Genomic DNA, 19,275 nt, shown 5'->3' on the forward strand with positions numbered 1-19,275 from the left:
ATGAAAGTATGAATTTACAGTGTGTTAAACAAATTGAGAAAGATTCAATATTAAATGTGCTACAATATGCCGTCGGTCCAAATGAAATAAGCTTAAAGAAGGCAGTAATATTTTATCAAAGTAATAAAGGGACTTTGTACAAATATGAAGAAAAAGCTTGTCTAGGTATTGAAATAATCGGAGAAACTAAAGCACGCATATGTCATATAGCAGTGGCTCCAGATTATCGTCAAAAAGGAATTGCACTGCAAATGATTAAAGAAGTGGTAAGGATATATCAATTGACTTATATAGAAGCGGAGACAGACGATGGGGCGGTAGAATTTTATAAAAGAATTGGTTTTCAAGTTAAAAGTTTAGGAGAAAAATATCCAGGGATAGAAAGATTTCATTGTTACATGGAAAAATAGTATAAAAAAATGCATATGGAGTATAGTTTGAAAAAATAGGATTTACATTTTTCTTCATTTCAAAAAACTCTCGCTCATCATTATCTACGATTTTAATAGAGTTTTGAGGCTTCAGTATAATAATATACATATTTTTGTAGTAATGAATATGATTAAGTTAAAAATTAAGAAAAATATGATAATATATTTATATAAAAGTTTAAATTTACGTGGCTAGTGGGGGAACCAATATGAAAATGAATGAAATAGTAGCAAGTACACAATTTCCAAATACAATCGAAACAATAACAAAAGATTTAAAAGCATTAGGAGTCGAAAAAGGAATGACAATTATCGTTCATTCATCACTAAGTTCTATCGGGTGGATATCTGGTGGTGCCGTTGCTGTAGTAGAAGCATTAATGAAAGTTGTTACGGAAGAAGGAACGATAATAATGCCAACGCAATCTTCGGATTTGTCCGATCCGAAACATTGGTCAAGACCACCTGTACCGGAAGACTGGTGGCAAATTATCCGAGATAACGTCCCAGCATTTGATTCACGTATAACCCCAACAAGGGGAATGGGTGAAATAGTTGAATGTTTTCGTACATATCCGAATGTAGTACGTAGTAATCATCCGTTAGGAAGTTTTGCTGCATGGGGAAAACATGCAGTAGAAATAACAATGAACCATTCGTTATCAATGAGCTTTGGAGAAGAATCTCCATTAAGAAAAATATATGATTTAGACGGGTACGTATTATTAATTGGTGTTGGATATGATTCCAATACGTCTGTTCATTTATCCGAGGTGCGTTCTGGTGCATGTGAGTTAATACAAGTAGGAGCACCTATTATAGAAAACGGTGAAAGAGTGTGGAAAGAGTTTGTTGAAATGGATTACGAATCTGAGAAGTTTGTAGAAATTGGTGTGGAGTTTGAGCGAAAAGGAACTGTAAAAAATGGGAAGATAGGGAATGCAACGTGTCGTCTAATGAAACAGCGTGATATAGTTGACTTTGGAACAGAATGGTTTCGTAAGAAAAATTAGTAAGGGATGGTTACAATGAAGGGGAAAAAGGTATTAATTACGAGCGGTGGTTGTCTAGAAAAATGGGATCAAGTACGCGGGCATACGAATATGGCCAAAGGTACAATTGGAAGGATAATCGCAGAAGAACTTCTAGCTAAAGGGGCACATGTTATATATTTACACGGTTATTTTGCGGAGAAACCGAGTGAAGTACATAGAGGGTTAGAATTACATCCGTTTGAAGGAATCGTTGATTTACAAGATAAAATGAAAAGTATCATCACACATGAAAAGGTTGATGCAGTTATTATGGCAGCGGCTGGATCAGATTGGATTGTGGAGAAAATTTGTGATCAAGATGGTAATGTTCTTAATATGAACGGAAAAATTTCAAGTGATATAGCACCGATTATTCACTTTCAAAAGGCTCCAAAAGTATTAAAACAAATAAAAGAATGGGACCCAGAAACAGTACTTGTTGGTTTTAAACTTGAAAGTGATTTAAATGAAGAAGAACTGTTTGAAAGAGCAAAAAATAGAATGAAAGAAGCAAGGGCGAATGTAATGATTGCGAATTCACCACATTCTTTATATTCGCGCGGGGCTGTGCATTATGTAATTGGACAGGATGGTAAAGGGAAGTTGTGTAATGGGAAAGATGAAACAGCGAAAGAAATTGTCAAAAGCTTAGAGGTATTATGTAATCGTGTCACTGCTTTTTAAAATTAAGTTTTTAGATGAGAATGAATCCGCATAGTATAAGTAAGCGAAACTTTAATTGGTGGGAATTTTACTTTTACACGAATGTGAAGCGTATACCAATCAAGAGCTATACACAGAATAATTGGTGAGGAGTGGATTCTATGGAACATTTATTAAAGCAAGCTATTAAACTTAGAAATGAAAAGAAATATGCGCAGTCTAAAGAGATGCTTATAGGATTAACAAACTTTACAAAGGATGCAGAAGTACTGTATCAGTGTGCGTGGATACATGATGTAATGGGGCTAGAAACAGAAGCAGTTCCGTATTATGAGCAGGCAATCGCAAATGGACTTGATGGCGAATCGCTTTGCGGTGCTTATATTGGTTTAGGAAGTACATATCGTTGTATAGGGGAATATGAAAAGGCAATTACAGTATTAGAAGCTGGGGTGAAAAAATTCCCAGAGAACGCTCCAATGAAAGTATTTTTATCATTAGCAAAATATAACGTAAACGATCACGAATCAGCGATGAAATTATTACTTGAAACTGTCGTGAAAGTAGAGGAAGTAAAAGAATTTGAACGTGCCATTTCATTTTATAAAGACCATTTAAATGAGGTTTTTAAATAAAGGAGTGAACGTATGAAGGTTACACTATCACGAAGGCGAAAAGGTACTTGGATTGGACTCGTCTCTTTAATTATGCTATCAAACTATTTATTGTATGCCCTTCCAATTGTACCAGTTGCGCCGAAAGAAGTTGTGCTTGGGTCATTATTAGATTGCATGTTTGTCATTCCAATCATCACGTATTTCTTCATTATTCGAAAAAGATACTCGTTAACATATATAGTTCCTGTTGTAATAGCTGGTTATATTTTTGCAAGATTTATTATTCCAAGTGACTATTTACAAGCTTTTTCATTCATCTCTTATATTATTGTTGCGGCTGAAATTGCATTTGTAGGTTTAGAATTATTCCTTCTCTATAAAATTGTTAGAGTGCTTCCTAAAATAATAAAAAAATATAAAGAATATAGAAGAGAAAATTATTCCTTTTCTTATGCAATTGATGCAGCGTTTGACGCTACTATGAAAAGAGGTAAGTTAATAGATGTCATTCTAACAGAGTGTAAGTTAATCTATTATGCGTTTTTATCGTGGCGTGAAAAAGTACCAACAGGTAAATCTGTATACTCATATCATAAAAAGACTGGTGCTATAGGTGTGTATATCATGATTATTCACGCAACAGCAATTGAAAGCATTGGTTTTCATTATTTACTACATCAGTGGAATCCAGTAATAGCATGGATTTTACTTATTTTAAATGTATACGCGATGATTTATTTTATAGCTGAAATACAAGCGATGCGCAAAAATCCACTTGTCGTAACAGGAGAACAAGTAATCATTCAAATCGGATTAGGAAAGAAAATTGTTATGCCATTTACACAAATTGATAATATTGCGTTCTACAAGGGTGAATTGCTAACGGCAAAAGAAGGGAGACAGGTATTGGATGCAACTGTTATGGAGTTCATAAAAGAACCTGCTACTTTTGAAATAACATTAAAAGAGCCAGTGAAAGCGCAGTTGTTATACGGCTTTTCTAAAACAGTAAGTCGTGTTTACTTAAATGTTGATGAAGAACGAAAATTTTATGGTGCGGTTAAGGAAAAGTTAAAACATGAGTAATAGTACTGTTAGTTGCATAAAAACAAATGAGCTTCCGTTAGAAGTGAAAAAATATGAAACATGGATAGTGAAAAACTCTTTCTAAATAAGAAGGAGTTTTTATTATGTACTTGTATAAATCATTATATAAAAAACTATATACTTCTTTATTACTACATAAATGGATATAATTGAGGATAGAACTAGCATAAGGGGAAACAAAATAATGAATAAGTTACTTACATCGAAAATTGAAATTATAGAAAGAAAAATCCGGTATAACTCAACAATAGTAGATCACAATTGCTTATTACTTGAAAAGCAATCACAAAGTATCGTTTTATTTCACGAGGTGCAGTATTCATTTACAATGACTGCAAATGATACTAAGTTAACAATCCCAAAAGGGAGTTATACAATCGCATATTACTGGAAAGATCGTCCGTACAATTTATACGTATGGAGAGATATAAAAGGAAAGTATTTAGGTTCCTATTTTAATATCGTAAAAAACACACAAATAAAAGATGAAGTGGTTTCCTTTGAAGATTTAATCATCGATATTATGGTACTTCCAAATGGAGAATACTTCATATTGGATGAGGATGAATTACCAGAACCATTAGGAAATTTCGAAGGTGGTTATGTGAAGAAAGCTCTTTATGGATTAAAAGAAATCATTCAAAAAGAGCTGCCACCAATAGTTTTGGAGACAGCCAGGGTGCAGAGGAAATAAAATTTAATTACATAAATATTTTGAATGGGAATGAGTAGTCTCAAGTTATATGATCTAACTTTTTTGATAAATCTAAGGTTAGTAGCATATCTCTTGAGATTACTCTTTTTTGTAGAAATTTCGTCGCTTAGTTATTAAATCCCATCAAATGCATTTAGCGTGTGAGTTTTCTTATTGGTTACAGTGGATTAAAGATCAGAAAAAATAGTAAGTAAACGATATCGTTTAAATAAACAAAAGTAAAATGTTCAAACAAATCATATGTATGTTTTAGTAAAACATAGTTGACTTATCGGAAATGTTTGTATAATATGTACTTAATTCCATAACGTATTGCTGATTGGAGAAACCAAAGGCATTTTATCAACAGATAAAATGCCTTTGGTTTTTTTATTGCACAAATACTGAATCTGTTCATTTATATGAATCATTTTAAGGAGGGGAAGAAATGACTGTTTCAATTGATGGGGTATCAAAATATTTTTTGAAACAAACTGGTACTGTTCAAGTATTAGAAAATATTAATTTTCAATTAGAGAAAGGGGATTTTGTTACAGTAATTGGTCCGAGTGGTTGCGGAAAAAGTACACTATTAAAAATTATTGCAGGTTTAGACAGCGATTTTGAAGGTGAAATCATTATTGACGGGGAGCGTATAACAAAACCGAGTAAGAAACAAGGTTTTATTTTTCAAGAACATAGGCTTTTTCCATGGTTAACAGTTGAAGAAAATATAGCGGCAGATTTGCCGTTAAAAGATAAGTATGTGAAAGATAAGGTGAGAGAATGGGTTGAAATCGTTCGATTAGATGGCTTTGAAAAATCGTATCCGAAAGAAATTTCAGGCGGGATGTCACAACGTGTTGCGATAGCGAGAGCGTTATTAAGAGATCCAAATGTATTATTACTTGATGAACCTTTTGGAGCGCTGGATGCTTTTACTCGAAGTCATTTACAAGAAGTATTGCTAAATATTTGGGAGCAGAAGAAAACAACAATGATATTCGTTACACATGATATAGACGAAGCGATATATCTTTCAAACCGAATCATCATTATGAGTGCAAAACCAGGGGGAATACATAAAGTGATTGAAAATAATTTGCCTTATCCGCGAAATAAAACTTCTCAATCGTTCCAACAACTTCGAACGAAAGTATTACAGCAGTTTGAATATGGAGGGTTGATTCAAACAAGTATATAGGAAAAGGGTGATTTTATATGTATAAAAAATTAAAAATTCTTTCTTTTGCTTTAGCTATATCAGTATGTTTGTTAGGATGTGAAAAAAGTACAGCAAGTAGTAAGAAAGAAGATGTAACAATACAAATTGGTATACAACAAGGATTAAGCCCGCTATTACTAGCAAAGAAAAAGGGGTGGTTTGAAGAGGAGTTTAAAAAAGAAGGAGTTAAAGTGAAATGGACAGAGTTCCAAAGTGGACCTCCTTATTTTGAAGCAATCGCATCAAACCGATTAGACTTTGGTGAAGTAGGGAATTCTCCAGTCATTTCAGCGCAAGCAGCAGGTATTGGATTTACCGAAATCGCCAATACAAGTTATGCGAGAAAAGGAACTGGAATTCTCGTTCAAAAAGATAGCAAGATTGCGAGTGTAAAAGAGTTAAAAGGTAAAAAAATTGCGGTAGCAAAAGGAAGTAGTGCCTTTAATTTATTGTATCGAGCACTTGATAAAGAAGGGATTGATGCAAAAGAGGTAAATGTCATTCAATTACAACCAGATGAAGCGCAGCCTGCATTCGAATCAGGATCAGTAGATGCATGGGCGATTTGGGACCCTTTCATATCATTACATACGTTAAATAAAGGTACGAAGGTGATTGCAGACGGTGAAACATTAAATGTCTCTTCACCAGAATTTTTAATTACGAGAACAAAATTTGCGAAAGAACATCCAGAATTAGTTGAGAAATTCCTCAAAGTTTATGAGAAAGCACGTGTATGGCAAGATGCTAACTTAGATGAAGCAATAAAAGTATATACTTCTGTAAAAAAGATAGATGCGAAGATCGTAAAAGAAGTGTTTAATCACGACAAACCAATTTTAGTTCCGGTAACTAAGGAAATAATAGCAGAACAACAAAAGACTGCGGATTTTCAATATAAGCTCGGTTCTATAAAGAAAGAAATTAAGACGGAAAAAGTTGTAGATAATTCTTTCGTAGAAAAAGCATTGAAAACGAAGTGAAAAGAGGTTTTGTAAAGTGGAAAATACGAAAGCTGTTATGAAACCAGCGAGTATAACGATTAAGAAAAATGGCATAAAGAAGGTACGAAAGTTAAATGTAAAAGTTTTAGTAAGGGCGATTACTATACCGGTTATTATATTAATAATTTGGCAGTTGGCTGGCGTATTCGGTCTTGTTTCTAAAACAGTTTTACCAACACCATTAGATATTTTTCTAGCTTTCCAAGAGCTTATTAAAACAGGAGAGTTATTCGGCCATTTAAGTATTAGTGTATTCAGGGCTGCGGCTGGTTTCTTTATTGGTGGGGGCTTAGGAATCATTTTAGGAACGATTGTTGGATTTTCAACGAGAAGTGAGCAATATTTAGACCCATCTGTGCAAATGTTAAGAACTGTACCTCATTTAGCTGTTGCGCCGCTTTTCGTATTATGGTTCGGTTTTGGTGAAACATCAAAAGTGTTATTAATTGCAGATGGTGCATTTTTTCCTTTATACGTAAACGCATTTTTAGGTATTAGAGGTGTGGATTCAAAGTTATTTGATGTTGCGAGAGTGTTAGAGTTTAGTAAAAGAAAATTAATCACGAAACTAATTTTACCAGCTGCATTGCCTAACCTTTTACTAGGAGCAAGGTTATCGTTAGGTGTTGCGTGGGTGAGTTTAGTAGTAGCAGAACTTATGGGGTCTACAGAAGGTATTGGCTATATGATTATGGATGCAAGGCAATTTTCAAATACAGATATCGTATTTGTCGGCATAATTATCTTTGCATTTGTTGGGAAGTTTTCTGACTCTCTTGTACGTTTACTAGAAGTGAAGTTTTTAAGATGGCGAGATAACTTTAAAGGTGAGACAGGGAATTAGCATATAAATTATTAGGGGTAATTTATATAGAATGTGTTAGTATACGATTCAAAATAAATAAGGGGTGTGTAAAGGTATGGAATTATTATGGTTTATTCCGGCTTATGGAGATGGTCGATATTTAGGAACGACAAAACGAGGAAGAGCAGCTGAATATGATTATTATAAGCAAGTTGCTGCGGCAGCTGATTATTTAGGATATACGGGTGTTTTACTTCCAACTGGTCAAGGATGTGAAGACCCTTGGGTGTTAGCTTCAGCTCTTGCTGCTGAAACAGAAAAACTAAAATTTTTAGTAGCAGTGAGACCAGGACTAATGTCCCCTACAGTTGCAGCGAGGATGGCATCTACATTTGATAGAATTTCACATGGGAGGCTGCTTATCAATGTAGTAGCTGGAGGAGATCCAGTTGAACTACAAGGAGATGGATTATATCTTGATCATGATGAAAGATATGAAGCAGCGGATGAATTTTTAAAAGTTTGGAAATCGACATTGCAAGGTGAAACGATCTCTTTAGAAGGAAAACATATTAAAGTTACAGATAGTAAAGTTGTATTCCCACCAGTTCAAACACCCTATCCTCCTATATATTTCGGAGGATCGTCAGCTGCTGGAAAAGAAGTAGCAGCTGAACATAGTGATGTATATTTAACGTGGGGAGAGCCGCCAGAGCAAGTGAAAGAGAAAATAGAAGAAGTAAGAAAACTTGCAGAAGAGAAGGGGCGTACAGTGCGATTTGGCATTAGATTACACGTAATTGTAAGAGAAACAGAAGAAGAAGCATGGGAAGAGGCAGAACGTTTAATTCAATATGTGGATAATGAAACAATTGAGCTTGCTCAAAAGACATTTACAAGATATGATTCGGTTGGTCAAAAACGGATGACCCATTTAAATAAAGGTACGAGAGAGTCGTTAGAGATAAGCCCTAATTTATGGGCTGGAATCGGACTTGTAAGAGGTGGGGCAGGTACTGCACTTGTAGGCGATCCGCATACAGTAGCAGAAAGGATAAAAGAATATGAATCGTTAGGAATTGATACGTTTGTTTTATCAGGATATCCGCATTTAGAAGAAGCGTATGAAGTGGCAGAATTGTTATTCCCATTATTGAAAGACGAGAAGAAAGAAGAAAATAAAATTGTTGGTGAAATGATTGCTGATGCATATGCATTAAAAAAATAGTGAGAAATAAAGTTTCACTTATTTATTGCTTCATTTTGATTACTGCCTGTTAATACGGGATAAAAAACCCGCAAGTTATTCGCTTGCGGGTTTTCATCGTAAATTATTAGAAAATATGGTAAAATTAAAGGGTAACTTAAGGTGCGGTTGGTTGTTCAATTATCACTTCTCCGAGTAGGAGGGGGGTGATAATACGTGAGTGAAATAGCGTTGCTACTGCAGGGTGGACTGTTTCTCGTTGCATTGTTAACGTTCGTCGTCGTTTTAATAGACAAGCTCAAAAAATAACAACCCACCTATGCCTATAGAATGTGGGTTGTTTTGTTTGTAAGAAACAAATAGGATAAATGAACAATCCAATCTGCTAAGTTACGTGGACTAGTGTGTAGCCGCACACTAGTCTTTTTTATTTATATACAATTTATAATTGGTTTATGTGATTGTATTGTTCTTTTCATACTCATTATAACACAGTGTCTTTTCATCAAGAAAGGAGACCGTATGTTCTGGTTTCTGTTATATAGTAGGTGCTTTTTCTTTAAACAGCCCATCCATATACTGTTTTAAACTTTGGACATAAAATTTCTGCGTATTCACATTATTTACACCGACAATCGGCGATGGAAGGTCAAATCTTTTTTCTGATAAATGAACGACAACATCAAAGATGTCAAACAAACGAATGAAGCAAAACAGGCCGTCTTTATCGCTAAGTAAAATAAAGTAATGATTTTCACTACTTGTATTTAGCGTATTCCATAAAGAACTTTTGCTTAAATCACGTACAATGCTTTTTTCTTTTAGTTCCACGAAATCTGCATTTGAGAGAATGGTAGAAATATCAATTGCATCTTGATCTTCAAAGTAGCCATCAACTGTTTGTACAGCGAATGTATAAGCCATTTTTAATACACTCATTTTATATTTACGGTTATCCAATAGCAATTCACGTTGAATAGAACTGGCTACTTTCGTTACACGTTCCTCTTTCCAAATTTCATTATGTAAGGAAATATCGTGCTTTTTACATAGTTTCATAATTAATGCATTAGAATAAAGAATTTCGTCGCTTACTTCGACAACATCAGTCTCAGCAGCCGCAAGTTCCTCACCGTGCTCATTCGTATAGAGTGGGGAATCAATTTGTCTTTTCATTTGTTCAATCTTAAATTGACTCAATTTATGCCTAATTAAAGGACGATCAATATTTGTTGTCATTTGTTCATGACAAGTATCACAAATTGAGTTTGTGAAATAATATCCACATAATATTTCTGGAATGACATATTGTTCACTAAGTTCTTTCGTATCTTTTCTGCAAATGATGCATTGTGTCATTTTTATCACCTTTACCTGCAAATTTGTATGTAATCTCATTGTAGTGTATTTATTGGTATTTTGGAATATTGTAAAGGAAAATATTATGTGAAATTCATACTTATTTTGGTACAATGAAGAGAAGTGCTAGTTTAAAGGAGGCCATTTTTTTGAAATCAAAAGTGCACTTTTGGACATTAGAAGTGCTAATGGTTGTAGGAATCATATTTATTTGCACAAAAATATCATTTTTATTTCAACCGATTGGTATCTTCATATCAACATTATTTTTCCCAATCTTAATCGCGCTTTTTTTATACTTCATATTTAATCCTGTATTAATCTTTTTGGAGAATAAAAAAGTACCTAGAAATTTAGCGATATTGCTGTTATATCTTTTTATCATAACATTAACTGCGGTTGGCGTTGGAGTAGTTGTTCCTACGATTTCACAACAGCTAATGGACTTGGTAAAAAATATGCCAGGCTACATAAAAGAAGGAAAAGTATACATACAAGAATTATCACATCATAGGTTGTTTGAATGGTTATCTACACAAAACTACGTTTCCATTGAAACAATTGAAAAAAATGCGATTGAATACTTAAAAGATATACCAAATACAATTACGTCGAGTGCAACGGCTTTATTTGGTATTATCACGAACGTTGCATTAGTTGTATTTACTGTACCGTTCATTTTATTTTACATGTTTAAAGATGGACATGCCTTTCCAGGAAAAGCGGTAAGTTTATTACCAGAGTCTTACCGTGAAGAGGGGCTTCGTATCATTAAGGAAACGAATGAAACATTATCTGCATATATTCAAGGGCAAGCGCTTGTTTGTATATTTGTAGGTGCGTTTACTTTTATCGGTTATTTAATTATCGATTTACCGTACGCTTTCGTTTTAGGAATTATTGCAGCATTTACAAACATCATTCCTAACTTAGGTCCATTTATCGGAGCAGCACCAGCTGTTATTGTAGGACTGTTCGTATCTCCGATGCAAGCCTTATACGTAATTATTATCGTAACAATTGTACAACAGTTTGAAAGTAATATTATTTCACCACGTATTATGAGCTCGAAATTAAACATCCACCCATTAACAATTATTATCCTAATTTTAGGGGTAGGTAACTTTGCTGGAATCATCGGAATGATTTTAGCAGTACCAGTTTATGCAGTAACAAAAACAGTTGTTTCGAACTTAGTGAGATTGTTTAAGACGAAGAGAAGTAACCGAAAATAGTAAAAACTGAGGAAGATACACCGCTTTTTAAGTGGTGTATCTTTTGTTTATAAATAAATAATTAAAAGTGTGTTGATTTGATTTTATTATATATTTTTTATACATCAAATTCAGTGATAAACTTGTGTGATATAAGCTCTATAAAACTATGTGGAATCCCTCTGAACTATCCAAATCATTTCCTTACAGCGTGCTATCAACATCATAATCGACTCCTTTCAATTCTATATAGTTAAACGATTAAAGGTGAGTGTAGTACTTGCTTCTACGATCTCGAATTTCATCAATAACTTGTTTATATTGTCTTTCTTGTTTTAATTCATTTTGAGATATTGTTTCTTTTTGAATCGTAATCGTTAAAAAGAAAAGGTGAAACTTCATATGTGAATTCCTCCTTTCGAATTGGAATTACAGATGACTACAGTAATGACTTTGTCTTTCTTTTACAGAATTCATAGCCTGATTAATTTGTCGTTCATGAAGCATTTCAGACTCAGAAAATTTATTTCTTTGAATGGTAATGGTTAAAAAGAATACTTTAAATTTCATAAAATAATTGCCCCTTTATAAATGATTTAGAAAAAACGAGTGTAATAAGAAATTATAGGTGACTACAGTAATGACTTTGTCTTTCTTTTACAGAATTCATAGCCTGATTAATTTGTCGCTCATGAAGCATTTCAGACTCGGAAAATTTTTTTTTTTGAATGGTAATGGTTAAAAAGAATACTTTAAATTTCATAAAATAATTACCCCTTTATAAGTGATTTAGAAAAGACGAGTGTAATAAGAAGATTGACGCTCTTTTACTTCGTCCATAATATTTTGAATGTGTTGTTCACATAAAATCTCTTTCTGTGAGAGCTTACGTTTTTGAATAGTGATTGTTAAAAAGAATGCTTTAAATTTCATGAATATATTACCCCTTTAAAATATATTTTTAATACATTTGAGTGTAGTATGAACTTTTAATGTCAGTTATTTTATCAGTCAGTTGTTTTAACTGTTGTTTACGATTGATTTCAGTTTCAGATAAAGTATTTTTTTGAAGTGCAGTCGTAAAAAAGAAAATATGAAAAGTCATAAATGAATTCCTCCTTTCGAAAAGGAATTACAGGTGATCACAGTAAAGTGCTTGGCGCTCCTTAACATCATTCATAGCTTTTTCAATTTGCTCATTATGAAGAATTTCATCTTTGGAAATTGTATTTCTTTGAATCGTAATACTTAAAAACAATACGCTAATAGTCATTGAATGTTGCTCCTTTCTTAGAAAAATAATGTAAGAGACTAAAAAATCGCGCAAAAAAACCACAGGAAGATACAGTTCTCCTATGGCTGGGCGTGAAAAAGCCACAGGAAAGTATACGACCTCCTGTGGCGAATTTATGAATTAAATGAAATAAAGTACGATTTTCAATTCTCCATTAGGGTGGTCGAATTCATATTTAATTGTCCAGAAAACACAGGTGCAGTTAACGCTAAAGTTAATGCATGTAATTGTAATTTCATCATTTCCTTCGACCTCCTTTTAGAATTTTTTTCTTACGTTAGTAAGTATATACAATTAATGGATAATTGTAAACATAAAAAATGAAAATTTTTAATTTTGATTAAAATGCGTATATTTAAAAAGGGATTTGAAAGTAAATATTGTAATTAACGAAATATCGATAAAAATGGGGGATGCTAAATGAAATATATGCATCATAACATGATCGTTATGCTAACAATTTTTTTATTCATTGCGGCTTGTTCTAACGGAGAAAGAATAAAAGATATATATGATGTTAGGTCAGATGATTTTAAGAAATATACTGGGACATACGTTGGTAATAATTCAGATGTGGTTGCAATTGTTAATCATTTACCCGGTGGTGGAACAGTTCAAAGTATAAGTTTAGGAAAGTTTGGCGGGAAAATAATAATTATGCTATATGAAAACTTCTCATTTGAGAAGTTTTTTTGTTTTTATAGGTAAGCAAAACAAGTTGTTGAAGGGCAGGCTGTCATAGAATATGATACATATTATAATGAGGAAAAGTTGAGGGGATAAAAATGCGTACAATTTTACTTTTTCTAAACAACATGTTCATCGACAAAATAGAGAACATTAGACATAAACATGATCCTTTATTTGGATTAATTCCACCGCATATAACAATCGTATTTCCATTTAAGAGTAATATTTCAAATGATGAATTAAAATCTCATATTTTTAATGTATCAAAAGGGGGAGGCAAAATTGAAATTGAGTTTGCAAATCGTATCACTAGCGTAGGGAACTATTTGTTTTTAGAAGTTGATAGAGGAAGAAAACAAATAGAAGAACTACATGATAGCCTGTATACAGGACCTTTATTACAATTTTTGAAAGAAGACATTCCGTACATCCCGCATGTAACAGTCGGAAGAAAAGAAAGTGCCGAATTAGCTGCTGAAGTAGTGAAGGAGATTCCTAGTTTTCATGGGAAGTTAAATTGTTTGATTGATAGAATAAGCGTGGAGCGAATTGGAGAGAACGGGGAATCAATTATTGAATTTGAAGTGCCATTTCTAAAAAGCTGACAAAAGTCAGCTTTTTATTTCGTAGCATGAAGTAATGCACCAATTGCACCGCTATTACCACCATCTTGTAAAAAGATTGGTATTTTATTTTGATATTCGGTGTAGCTACTAATAATATGTTGAAGTTGTACGTTATTACATAAAGTCGAACCAATATAAATAATATGTTCAATGTTTTTTGTTTCAGCGAATTGAAGGCTTAATGCAGTAACGACTTCACCGACAAGTCCTTGTACAGTAGCTAGTATATCGGAGCTACTATTATTTGATTCTGTAATGGCTGCTTTTCCGAAGTTACTAGCAGTTAAGTTATTATCGATAGGGGAAAGAATACCACCATAAATATCTCCAACCGTAATATCTAGTTCTTTTCTAGATCCTACTTTTGTTAGAGGTATTATATCTTCAAAATGATCTATATTTGTTAACAATTTTGAGAGTCCCATAATAGTCCCACCGCCAACTCCGGTTCCACCAGCGCGAATATATTGTTCATTATAAACATAATGGATAGAAGTACCTGTACCGATATTGGTTAAAATAAAATTGTTTATAGTATGTTGTTCTTCTTTTAATATGAATTGGACACCTGCAAGAGTAGCTTCAAATTCGCTTAGCTCTATTATTTTATATGAACCTGTAAGCAGTTGCTGTAATAGTTTCGATTTACCACCCGTAATACATATTTGTTTTATGCCATTGTTGTTTTTAATCCAATCTATTATTTTATGTTGTTCATGCGAATAAAATTTTTCAAAAGTTAATAGCTTTTTTTCGTTAAAATAAGCTATTTTCGTTAATGTGCCTCCAGCATCGATACCGATAGTGCGTTCCATTTTCCTGCTCCTAACTACGTAATATGTTTTCCTATTTACTTAATTGGTTGAGAATAGATATTTCCAACTGATATAAGGAACACTTTAATCTGCTTGATATATTAATAGTTTTTCTATAGTTACAATAGGCTGGTCGTTTACAGTTGCAATACCTTTACCAAGAATAAAACCTCGGCGATTGCGCGTTAGCTCATAATGTAAATCAAGTTTATCACCGGGATATGCTTTTCCGTGGAATTCAACTCCATCTAAAGAGGAGAGGAATCCTAGTCCTTCAGAATCACTTGTATGTACAAATGCACTAAGCTGGGCAAGTGATTCTACAATTAACATATGAGGCATATGTTTTTGACTATCATTTATAAACCATTCGTTATTTGTAATGAGTTTATATCCTGTAACGGATTCACCTTGTTTTACATTTGTTACTTTATCAATCATTAAAAATGGATAACGATGGGGAAGCGTGTCTTTAATATGCATATGAAAGTACCTCCAATTAATAATACCCCTGCTAAAGTTAAGCAGGGGAGTGGGAACTAATTTTTAACTAATTCATCTACTTTTTCAAGGACGAAAATGCCGCTATTTCTAATATTTTCAACAACTTGTTGCAAAACTTCTTTATCTTGAACGAGTGCAATACGTACGAAGCCTTCTCCATGAGGTCCAAATGCATGACCAGGTGTAACAACGACATTCGCACGATCCATTAATGCATAAGCGAAGTCTAGAGAAGTCCATCCTTGTGGAATTTCAGCCCAGACAAACATACTACCAGCTGGCTTATCGACATTCCAGCCAAATGTTCGGAATCCATCGACTAAAGTATCTCTCCGTTCTTGATAAATATCGCGGTTTTTCTCACAAAATGCAGCGCCATTTCTTAGTGCTACAGATGCCGCTTTTTGAATTGGTAAAAATACACCGTAATCGGTATTAGATTTAAATTGAGTAAGTGCACGAACAATTTCTTCGTTTCCAATCATATATCCAATACGGCTACCTGCTAAACTATAACTTTTTGACAAAGAATTGATTTCTACACCAACTTCTTTAGCACCAGGTACAGAGAGAAAGCTAATTGGCTTATTACCATCGAAATAAAATTCAGCATAAGCAAAATCATGGACAACGATAATATTATGCTTTTTCGCGAATGCGATTACTTCTTTAAAGAAATCTTCATGAGCTATTGCTGGAACGGGATTCCCTGGGAAGTTTAAAATCATCATCTTCGCTTGATCGGCAATTTCTTCAGGGATGACTTCTAAGTCTGGTAAGAAATCATTCTCTTTCGTTAAAGGCATGTAGTAAGATGTTGCACCGGCCATTTGAATACCTGTTTCATAAGCTGTATATCCTGGATCAGGAACTAATATAATATCACCTGGATTTGCATAAACCATAGGTAAATGAACGAGCCCGTCTTGTGAACCCATTAATAATAAAACTTCTTTATCCGCATTTAATAAAACGTTATGAGTGTTGTTGTAATATTCAGTTACAGCTTCGTGAAATTCTTGAATACCGGATAATGTATACCCGTAGCTCTCTTTTTCAATCGCTGTATGTACCATTGTTTCTCTTACAAAATCAGCGGGCGGCATATCAGGATTTCCGATGCTCAAATCAATCATGTTATGACCTGCTGCAATTTTTTCTTTTTTATAGGCTCCTAATTCACTAAATATAGAAGATTGGAATGCTTTCATTCTAGTTGCTAACGTGTAAGTCATCAAAACCCCTCCTAAAACAGTGCTTTCATTCTGCATTTTTAATTATTCTGAAAACACATGTTTACATTTTATCATTTTTTTATGAAAATTAAAACGATTGACAAATTTAGAGGGAGGATTATCCTATTTTGAAAAGTAACGATGTAAATAGCGTAGATATATTAATTGAAATGTGTATTATATGATTCATTTTATATAACTTAAGGTATTTTCTAGCTTTTATTAAGTATATTTCTCATGTTTTGAATGAAAAAGAATACGAAAACAAGGGCTATTTTTGTGGACGATTTCTAAAGTGAAATAACGCAGAAAATATTTTCTGCGTCTCCTCTGAAATGTAATCATTTCTTTTTATATGTGCATAATTTTTCGGCTGTCAAAAAGTATACATTTAATGTACCGTCGACAACTTTTAAAGTTTGGTCCGATGTAAATGAATTACCATAATCAATGTGATATACATTAGAATTTTTGACAAATGAGCCTTTATATAAATCGTCTTTATTCTTTGTTGTTTGCATTTCTACTAAGTTTTGCACAATTTCCTCTTTATTTTCTTTTTTGACAACTGTTTCAAATTTATAATATACAGGGCATTCACCTTTTTTATTGTCAACGACTTCCCAAGAACCGTATATATCGTTATTGCTGCATCCACTAAGTAGGATGATTAGTATAGGAATTGTAAGTAGAACCTTTTTCATTTTGTGCTCCTTTCTTTTAAATTTGAATAAACGTGCGAATACGATAGGGATATTATAATAAATAAAGTTTAAATTTTTTTAAAGAATTATTTAATTTCATATAAAAATTTAGGAGAAATTAAATAAGCATGAATCTAGTGTAAAGTCAGATTCATGCTAGTACTATAGCCTATGTTATGTCTTTTTTGAGGATAAATAAAGAGGAAAGCAGAATTACTATTCCATTTAATATATATACGCTTGCAATCATAAAGGCTAACGTACCTGCGCCAAATCCTGCTTTATCGAATATAGAAGCAAATGTTGCGATAGTCAAAAAGATAATGGGAGTCAGTAGTAAAAATATGAAACCTGCCACGATTCTTTTTTTTAAACTATGTCCAGATAAGGAAATGGCTAAAAAGTTTAGGATGCTAAACAGAACAATTGCAAAGAGCAGGATAATAAATACTTCGATGCCATCAGACATTTTACCACTCCTTTTATAAAGAGTACTTTTTATAATCTATTCAAAATAAAAGGGGGATACTCCTTTAGGTAATTTCAATAAACGTAATAAATAGGCGTATTATAAAGCAAAGAAGTATGGATTCAATATTAGATCCATACTTCTTTGTTTATTTTATAAATTCGCAGATTGCGAATGCTGTTTTTCATAATGTTTCTGCTTAGAAAGGGAAATAGAAATAATCAATAATGAAACGACTCCGAAGATGAGAACCATATATTGTAACCCAATTGTATCTAAGAAGAAGCCTGTGCCAAGTAAGACGATTTGGAACATAACCCTCTCAAACATATTACGGAATGAGAAGAGGCGACCGTGATAACTTTTTTCCACTTTCGTTTGGAAAATCGTCGACATAATAGGGAAGAAGCAGCCAACACTAAACCCAAATAAACCAAATGATGTAAGAGCCATCCATTTTATATCGCTAAAGAACAATGACAGATGTGCAAAAGCAGTACAAACTGCGAAGAAATATAGTAATTTTTCAGGTTTGAAATGATCAGATAGACGTTTAATTACGAAGGCACCTAACATAAATGCGACACCTTCAATTGTATATATGAACCCTTTAATCGTAGGATCATGTTGCATTTCGCTAATGTTAATAACCATTAAATTAAACCCAGCTATAAATAATAGAGGGATGATACTTAATATAAGTGCTGTAAAAGCAATAGGAATTCCTTTTAAAATACGAAATACTTCCATAAAGCTATTATCTTTTGCAGCTTGTTTACTAGGTATTGTTGATTTCTTGTCTTCGAATTGTAGGAAGAAAGTCGAGAGGAATAATAAGGCGTATGCTGCCATTGAGAAGGCATACATGTACTGTAAACTCATCACAACTAAAAGAATTCCACCTAGTGAAGTACCTGCAATACGAGCGATTGTACCAACATTCATATGTACACCGTTCATTTGTAATAACTCATGCTCACGTACGATGAGTGGAATTACAGATTGTAATGCAGGGAAATAAAATGCTGCTGAGATTTGAAGAGCAACCATAAATGCGATCATAAATGCGATACTTTCAAATTGAATAGCAAAAAACATGAAAATAACACTTAAAACTCGACCAAACCCAGCGTAAAGAAGAACTTTTTTCTTTTCATACTGATCGATGACACGGCCAGCCATAGGTCCAACTAGAACACCGGCTAATAGTCCGATAAATAATATAACTGATTTCATGAAATCAGAAGGGACATATTTTTGCATAAATTCAAGGTTGCCAAGAATACCAAGCCATAATCCTAGACCTGCAATAAACTCCCCAATTAAAACAATCCAAACGTTTTTATTACGCCACATAACATAAAACCTCTCCGTCTTTTAAAATGAAAAACTCGTATATAAAACCTCCTTATTTATGTAGTATTTTTATACGAACTTTTTTAGAGTCAGAGTCTATATTACGTGTTTCATAATTGGATTTCAATCTTTTTGATTTGTCAAAAATTTGATGTGTTAATTGATGAAATAAGTGAATCAAAACGTAAAAAATTTATGATTAAAGCTAATAGAAAGTAAAGG

Annotated in this window: 26 protein-coding genes and 1 pseudogene; 14 read left to right on the forward strand and 13 right to left on the reverse strand. The window is 33.2% G+C overall.

Going from position 1 to position 19,275, the window contains the following annotated elements; genetic code table 11:
* Positions 1-8: 8 nt before the first annotated feature.
* The 11 genes from MKY38_RS07810 (at position 9) to MKY38_RS07860 (ending at position 9,096) form a co-directional block, all read left to right on the forward strand.
* Complete coding sequence (locus tag MKY38_RS07810) at positions 9-410, forward strand: GNAT family N-acetyltransferase (protein ID WP_001053115.1); 402 nt, start codon at positions 9-11, stop codon at positions 408-410.
* A gap of 230 nt (positions 411-640) precedes the next feature.
* Positions 641-1,444, forward strand: coding sequence for an aminoglycoside N(3)-acetyltransferase (locus tag MKY38_RS07815; protein ID WP_000783346.1), 804 nt, complete (start codon positions 641-643; stop codon positions 1,442-1,444).
* Between the two features lie 15 nt (positions 1,445-1,459).
* A complete protein-coding gene (locus MKY38_RS07820; RefSeq protein ID WP_341048628.1) occupies positions 1,460-2,149 on the forward strand; it encodes a phosphopantothenoylcysteine decarboxylase domain-containing protein in 690 nt (229 codons plus the stop codon).
* 140 nt (positions 2,150-2,289) lie between these two features.
* A complete protein-coding gene (locus MKY38_RS07825) occupies positions 2,290-2,763 on the forward strand; it encodes a tetratricopeptide repeat protein (RefSeq protein ID WP_000400636.1) in 474 nt (157 codons plus the stop codon).
* A gap of 12 nt (positions 2,764-2,775) precedes the next feature.
* A complete protein-coding gene (locus MKY38_RS07830) occupies positions 2,776-3,831 on the forward strand; it encodes a hypothetical protein (protein WP_114555538.1) in 1,056 nt (351 codons plus the stop codon).
* Positions 3,832-4,036: 205 nt separating this feature from the next.
* A complete protein-coding gene (locus MKY38_RS07835) occupies positions 4,037-4,546 on the forward strand; it encodes a DUF402 domain-containing protein (RefSeq protein ID WP_001037877.1) in 510 nt (169 codons plus the stop codon).
* 448 nt (positions 4,547-4,994) lie between these two features.
* Positions 4,995-5,750 carry an ABC transporter ATP-binding protein gene (locus MKY38_RS07840; RefSeq protein WP_114555537.1) on the forward strand — a complete coding sequence of 252 codons (756 nt, stop codon included), beginning with the start codon at positions 4,995-4,997 and terminating at the stop codon, positions 5,748-5,750.
* A 17-nt stretch (positions 5,751-5,767) separates the two neighbouring features.
* Positions 5,768-6,754, forward strand: coding sequence for an aliphatic sulfonate ABC transporter substrate-binding protein (locus MKY38_RS07845; protein ID WP_114555536.1), 987 nt, complete (start codon positions 5,768-5,770; stop codon positions 6,752-6,754).
* A 16-nt stretch (positions 6,755-6,770) separates the two neighbouring features.
* Complete coding sequence (locus tag MKY38_RS07850; RefSeq protein WP_000432134.1) at positions 6,771-7,619, forward strand: ABC transporter permease; 849 nt, start codon at positions 6,771-6,773, stop codon at positions 7,617-7,619.
* 76 nt (positions 7,620-7,695) lie between these two features.
* Complete coding sequence (gene ssuD, locus MKY38_RS07855; RefSeq protein ID WP_065224507.1) at positions 7,696-8,808, forward strand: FMNH2-dependent alkanesulfonate monooxygenase; 1,113 nt, start codon at positions 7,696-7,698, stop codon at positions 8,806-8,808.
* Between the two features lie 195 nt (positions 8,809-9,003).
* Positions 9,004-9,096: a putative holin-like toxin gene (locus MKY38_RS07860; RefSeq protein ID WP_001289320.1), complete on the forward strand. Its 93-nt coding sequence runs from the start codon at positions 9,004-9,006 to the stop codon at positions 9,094-9,096.
* Positions 9,097-9,324: 228 nt separating this feature from the next.
* Here the strand turns inward: MKY38_RS07860 and MKY38_RS07865 are convergent, their stop codons facing one another.
* The gene (locus tag MKY38_RS07865; protein ID WP_000189715.1) at positions 9,325-10,146 is read right to left on the reverse strand and encodes an HNH endonuclease; all 822 of its coding nucleotides are present in this window, start codon (positions 10,144-10,146) and stop codon (positions 9,325-9,327) included.
* A gap of 149 nt (positions 10,147-10,295) precedes the next feature.
* On the opposite strand from MKY38_RS07865, the gene MKY38_RS07870 reads away from it, so the two are divergent.
* Positions 10,296-11,381, forward strand: a complete 1,086-nt coding sequence (locus MKY38_RS07870; RefSeq protein WP_000837892.1) for an AI-2E family transporter — start codon at positions 10,296-10,298, stop codon at positions 11,379-11,381.
* Between the two features lie 240 nt (positions 11,382-11,621).
* Here MKY38_RS07870 and MKY38_RS07875 read toward each other — a convergent pair whose 3' ends face one another.
* The 6 genes from MKY38_RS07875 to MKY38_RS07900 are packed head-to-tail and all read right to left on the reverse strand — an operon-like array spanning position 11,622 to position 12,633.
* Positions 11,622-11,762, reverse strand: coding sequence for a YrzI family small protein (locus tag MKY38_RS07875; protein WP_000668497.1), 141 nt, complete (start codon positions 11,760-11,762; stop codon positions 11,622-11,624).
* 27 nt (positions 11,763-11,789) lie between these two features.
* Complete coding sequence (locus MKY38_RS07880; protein WP_000669816.1) at positions 11,790-11,930, reverse strand: YrzI family small protein; 141 nt, start codon at positions 11,928-11,930, stop codon at positions 11,790-11,792.
* Positions 11,931-11,982: 52 nt separating this feature from the next.
* Positions 11,983-12,123: a YrzI family small protein gene (locus MKY38_RS07885; protein ID WP_065224506.1), complete on the reverse strand. Its 141-nt coding sequence runs from the start codon at positions 12,121-12,123 to the stop codon at positions 11,983-11,985.
* Positions 12,124-12,149: 26 nt separating this feature from the next.
* Positions 12,150-12,293, reverse strand: a complete 144-nt coding sequence (locus MKY38_RS07890; protein WP_065224505.1) for a YrzI family small protein — start codon at positions 12,291-12,293, stop codon at positions 12,150-12,152.
* A 28-nt stretch (positions 12,294-12,321) separates the two neighbouring features.
* Positions 12,322-12,465 (reverse strand): YrzI family small protein, encoded by a 144-nt coding sequence (locus MKY38_RS07895; protein WP_000142708.1) that lies wholly within the window; start codon positions 12,463-12,465, stop codon positions 12,322-12,324.
* 27 nt (positions 12,466-12,492) lie between these two features.
* Complete coding sequence (locus MKY38_RS07900) at positions 12,493-12,633, reverse strand: YrzI family small protein (RefSeq protein WP_000156193.1); 141 nt, start codon at positions 12,631-12,633, stop codon at positions 12,493-12,495.
* Between the two features lie 441 nt (positions 12,634-13,074).
* Between MKY38_RS07900 and MKY38_RS07905 the strand changes: the two are divergent.
* Positions 13,075-13,284: pseudogene (locus tag MKY38_RS07905) on the forward strand (DUF4825 domain-containing protein); the annotation flags it as partial.
* A gap of 155 nt (positions 13,285-13,439) precedes the next feature.
* The gene (locus MKY38_RS07910; protein WP_341048631.1) at positions 13,440-13,949 is read left to right on the forward strand and encodes a 2'-5' RNA ligase family protein; all 510 of its coding nucleotides are present in this window, start codon (positions 13,440-13,442) and stop codon (positions 13,947-13,949) included.
* A 14-nt stretch (positions 13,950-13,963) separates the two neighbouring features.
* Here MKY38_RS07910 and coaW read toward each other — a convergent pair whose 3' ends face one another.
* The 6 genes from coaW to MKY38_RS07940 form a co-directional block, all read right to left on the reverse strand.
* On the reverse strand, positions 13,964-14,785 hold the full coding sequence (gene coaW / locus MKY38_RS07915; RefSeq protein ID WP_065224502.1) for a type II pantothenate kinase: 822 nt from the start codon (positions 14,783-14,785) through the stop codon (positions 13,964-13,966).
* Between the two features lie 84 nt (positions 14,786-14,869).
* The gene (locus MKY38_RS07920) at positions 14,870-15,268 is read right to left on the reverse strand and encodes a 3-hydroxyacyl-ACP dehydratase FabZ family protein (protein WP_000547659.1); all 399 of its coding nucleotides are present in this window, start codon (positions 15,266-15,268) and stop codon (positions 14,870-14,872) included.
* Between the two features lie 56 nt (positions 15,269-15,324).
* Entirely contained in the window at positions 15,325-16,524 is a 1,200-nt protein-coding gene (locus tag MKY38_RS07925) for an LL-diaminopimelate aminotransferase (protein WP_070180222.1), read from the reverse strand.
* A 341-nt stretch (positions 16,525-16,865) separates the two neighbouring features.
* On the reverse strand, positions 16,866-17,228 hold the full coding sequence (locus MKY38_RS07930; RefSeq protein ID WP_065224499.1) for a hypothetical protein: 363 nt from the start codon (positions 17,226-17,228) through the stop codon (positions 16,866-16,868).
* Between the two features lie 169 nt (positions 17,229-17,397).
* On the reverse strand, positions 17,398-17,697 hold the full coding sequence (locus MKY38_RS07935; protein WP_001279458.1) for a hypothetical protein: 300 nt from the start codon (positions 17,695-17,697) through the stop codon (positions 17,398-17,400).
* A 153-nt stretch (positions 17,698-17,850) separates the two neighbouring features.
* Positions 17,851-19,053 (reverse strand): MFS transporter, encoded by a 1,203-nt coding sequence (locus MKY38_RS07940; RefSeq protein WP_065224498.1) that lies wholly within the window; start codon positions 19,051-19,053, stop codon positions 17,851-17,853.
* Positions 19,054-19,275 lie beyond the last annotated feature (222 nt).

Origin of the sequence: Bacillus sp. FSL R5-0585 (assembly GCF_038004545.1) — a bacterium.
In the GTDB taxonomy this organism is placed as follows: Bacteria; Bacillota; Bacilli; order Bacillales; family Bacillaceae_G; genus Bacillus_A; species Bacillus_A cereus.